The organism is Nitrospinota bacterium (genome assembly GCA_035528715.1).
Taxonomy (GTDB): domain Bacteria; phylum JADFOP01; class JADFOP01; order DATKYB01; family DATKYB01; genus DATKYB01.
On record DATKYB010000029.1, the window covers coordinates 1 to 3,642 of the forward strand.

The window sequence follows — 3,642 nt, forward strand, 5'->3', positions numbered from 1 at the left end:
CCAATGCCAACACCGGAACTAAAGGCCCCCCCTCCATTCCATTCTAATAGCTCTAAGACCTTTTTTGCCCTTTGATCAAATTTGTGCTTGAGTTTCATATAGAGATAGACACCATCTACATGATTATCAACTGTTAGAATCTCTCTTTGTAACCCCCGATTATAAAAATCTTCTGTTCGCTCAAGAATGATATCCATGGCAGTGCGGCTTTCTTGATAGGAGAGGTCATCAGTGGAAATGTTAACCCCTCTCCCAGAGTATACGAGGTGATAAAAGCAGGCCCTGTTTATCCCTTCCCTTTCTATAAAATCAAATATTTTAGGGAGATCATCATAGTTTTGTCTTGTGAGAGTCATTCGGAGTCCAACACGCTGACCCACATTAACGCAGTTTCTAAAGCCATTCATCGCCTTTTTAAAAGCACCTTTTTCTCCTCTGAATTTATCGTTTGTTTCTCCAATGCCATCGAGACTAATTCCTACATAGGTAAAGCCAGAATCCTTTATCTTTTGAGCTATTTCTTTTGTTATTAAGGTTCCGTTTGTAGACAGAGTGGGTCTTATTCCCAAACTTACTGCGTAGCTCACTAACTCAAAGAGGTCTTTTCTCATTAATGGTTCTCCACCGGAGATGAGGAGAGCAGGGATTTCAAAATTTGCCAGGTCATCAAGCATACTCTTCGCTTCTTCTGTAGAAAGTTCTTTGGGATAGCTTTTCTTTTCTGAATCTGTATAACAATGGATACAGCTAAGATTACAGGTTCTGGTAGAATTCCATACGGTTACGGGTCGTCTTTCACCAGCAGCTTTTGGAACCTTTCTTCCCCCAATCAATGAATGAGAGCTCTCCTTGGAGCCGTAGCGAATAAAGTCTCCCTGACTATGGGTACCGCAATAAAGTTTGGTTATGTCTATCATAATCTCATCTGAAGAATTAAAAAAATAAAAGCTCCTCTTTCATCTTATCCATATCTAAGATGACAATGCTTGCTTTACCTGTTAACCAGCCTCCAGCCTCGCCAGAATTGATAATGAGTGTAGAGTTTTCTTTCCTGATATCGTTTTTATGAGTATGGCCGTATATAATAATATCATAGAGACCACTTTTTGTTGCTGCTTCTAAGATAAGAGGTTCATGTAACATCAAGATCTTCTTACCACTAAGTTCAAAGGGGTAAGGGGGAAGGTGAAGTTCCCACCCCATTTTGGTAGCAAGATCATTTAGCCTTAGTTTGTCACCATCATTGTTTCCAAAGACACCTATGAGTTTTTTAAAAGAGCCCTCCAAGGCTCTCAGAACAAAAGGTGAGATAAAATCTCCGCCATGCAGGATGGTATCTATTTTATTTTTTTTAAATATTTCAATCGCTCTATTTAGACTGTTCAGATTATCGTGGGTATCAGATATTATTCCTATTTTCATGCCTTGTTTTCTTTTAATAAATTTATAATCTCATCTGGTAAAAGATTTCTGTTTTTCTCATTCACCTCTACGATTTTTGTATCTTCTCTTCTTTTTATAGAATTTACAAATGGATTCCCTTTAATTTTTATCGATCCAAGAATCTTTTTAGAAGAGGAGAGACACTTCAAAACCATTTTCTGGAAGGGTTTGGAGAATAACTCCATTTTTCCTATCTCATCTATGATGATAAGTTCTTTATTCTCCAAAGCATCTTCGAGGGCTTTTACACCAATCTCTTCAAAACTGTTTGTGTCGACACCATATTTCCCTACACGAAATGGGGATTTGATATTGACATGAGCAAGAATGCTTTCTTTTTTAGTGGTTATATCAACTATCTTAAAACCCTTTCTTCTTTCTCCATCTTTTATTTCTTTCGTATAAAAACCACCTGCCTTTAGCAGGGATAGTGAAAGAACCTTTTCGATGATTGTTGTCTTTCCAATTCCAGGGATTCCGGTAAGTAAGAAATTATTCAAAACTTATGTTTTTTCTTCCGTTATCTCTATATGATAACCTTTGATCTTTACCTCTTGTACCTTGCAATTTGCAGATTGAGGATCGATATCTTGTGGATGTTTACATTCATTAAAACATTTTAACAGAGCCTCTTCATCATCCTTAGCCACTTGGAGCTGCCAGCAGGGAATTCCTCCAAGCATATGAGATACCATGAATAATTTTAGCCTCTCCATCTTTAAGTTTCCTTATGTATTCAAAACATTTTCTGAAATGATCTATCCAGTAAAGTTTTTAAACTCTATGTATATATAAAAGGAAGAGAAAAGTCAAAGAAATAACCTTTTTGTATTAATTTACACTTTATCAAGGTGACCGCCAAATTTTTATAATTCATAGTCAATATTTTGACGATTTTTGAAGTCAAGTATTTTTTGTTAAAAGGTGAAGGGAGCAAATTAAAAAATAATTTTAATATTATCAGTATTTTATAAATATTAAAGGATAAAGGTAATTTGAAAAGATGAAATTATGGTATGAAAATTGCTGTTCCATTATCTGAATAAATCTCTTTATTATAAGGAGATAATCTATGAAGGAATTGGGGGAGATTCTTTTCGATATCCAGACCATTTATGACACGATGTCCCAAAGAGAAAAGATTAAGACCTTTAATATTAGAACGATTGATAAGTTTAAGAGGGAAGAGTTAGAAGAGGTACTGACGGGTATTAAAGAGAGCATGGATTATAGCTATCTTAATCTTTGATTCGCTTTTATCATTTTGAATATTTATTTTACGACCCTCTGAAGTTCTCTGAGGAGCTGATTTATTGTCTCCTTGAGATTCCCCTTGATATAACATCCTGCTGCTTTAAAGTGTCCTCCTCCATTAAACACCTTTGCAATCTTATTCACATCTACCCTATCCTTTGACCTGAGACTCACTCTAAACCTCCCTTTTTCTTCTTCTCTTAGGAGAATCCCTACCTCAACCCCTTTTACAGCTGTTGCATAGTTTACAAGACTGTCTAAATCAATAACAGAATTTTGGTTCTTTGATAACCTTCTCTTTTCAAAAGCGATTAAACCGACCTTTCCATTTAAATATAATTCCATAGATTTAAGGCCAAGACCTAAAAGTTGTATGGACTCAAAAGATTTTTCAAAATAGATATGTTTAGAAACCTCATGACAATCAACCCCTTTTTTTAACATTTCAGCACATATTTCCATGGATTTCGTCGTTGTATTTGAAAAAGAAAATCTGCCCGTGTCATAAATGATTCCCGTATATATTTGATACGCAAGGGATTTATCAATCTTGAAATTTTCTATGTTTTTGGTGATAAGGTAGATAAGTTCACAGGTAGAGCTTGCTTTTTGGCCAACAAGATTGATGGTGCCAAAATTTGTATTACTGATGTGATGATCGACATTGAGGATGGGCATCTTTTCTTCTCTTTTAAGTAATTTTTTAACATCTCCCAGCCTGTCGAGGTCAGCAGTATCTAATATAACAGCTGAATCAAAATTCCAATTCCTTGCTCCATCCTCTTGATAGTTTAAAATCTTATCAAAGTCTTTAAGAAATTTAAACTTAGGATTAGGGGGATTGTCATGTATGACCATCCAATATTTCTTTTTCAATCGCTTGAGTATCGACCCCATGGCCAATAGTGAACCAATCGCATCCCCGTCAGCATTGATATGGCAGCT

General features: G+C 35.7%; 6 protein-coding genes. 1 reads left to right on the forward strand and 5 read right to left on the reverse strand.

Annotated features, from left to right (window positions below):
• The 4 genes from VMW81_02015 to VMW81_02030 all read right to left on the reverse strand — a co-directional run.
• A partial coding sequence (locus tag VMW81_02015) for a radical SAM protein (GenBank protein HUU49719.1) occupies positions 1-917 on the reverse strand: 917 nt, incomplete at its 3' end.
• Positions 918-933: 16 nt separating this feature from the next.
• On the reverse strand, positions 934-1,422 hold the full coding sequence (locus VMW81_02020; protein HUU49720.1) for a metallophosphoesterase: 489 nt from the start codon (positions 1,420-1,422) through the stop codon (positions 934-936).
• Entirely contained in the window at positions 1,419-1,943 is a 525-nt protein-coding gene (locus tag VMW81_02025) for an NTPase (GenBank protein HUU49721.1), read from the reverse strand. The genes VMW81_02020 and VMW81_02025 overlap by 4 nt, the downstream gene beginning before the upstream one ends.
• A 3-nt stretch (positions 1,944-1,946) precedes the next feature.
• Entirely contained in the window at positions 1,947-2,159 is a 213-nt protein-coding gene (locus VMW81_02030; protein HUU49722.1) for a hypothetical protein, read from the reverse strand.
• Between the two features lie 356 nt (positions 2,160-2,515).
• Here VMW81_02030 and VMW81_02035 point away from each other — a divergent pair, with 356 nt between their 5' ends.
• A complete protein-coding gene (locus tag VMW81_02035) occupies positions 2,516-2,692 on the forward strand; it encodes a hypothetical protein (protein HUU49723.1) in 177 nt (58 codons plus the stop codon).
• Between the two features lie 23 nt (positions 2,693-2,715).
• Here VMW81_02035 and VMW81_02040 read toward each other — a convergent pair.
• The coding region (locus VMW81_02040; protein ID HUU49724.1) for a bifunctional oligoribonuclease/PAP phosphatase NrnA at positions 2,716-3,642 on the reverse strand (927 nt) is incomplete at its 5' end.

Coding starts and splice junctions, on each gene's coding strand:
- VMW81_02020 (HUU49720.1), bottom strand. CDS start 1,422: ATGAAAATAGGAATAATATCTGATACCCACGATAATCTGAACAGTCTA.
- VMW81_02030 (HUU49722.1), bottom strand. CDS start 2,159: ATGGAGAGGCTAAAATTATTCATGGTATCTCATATGCTTGGAGGAATT.
- VMW81_02035 (HUU49723.1), top strand. CDS start 2,516: ATGAAGGAATTGGGGGAGATTCTTTTCGATATCCAGACCATTTATGAC.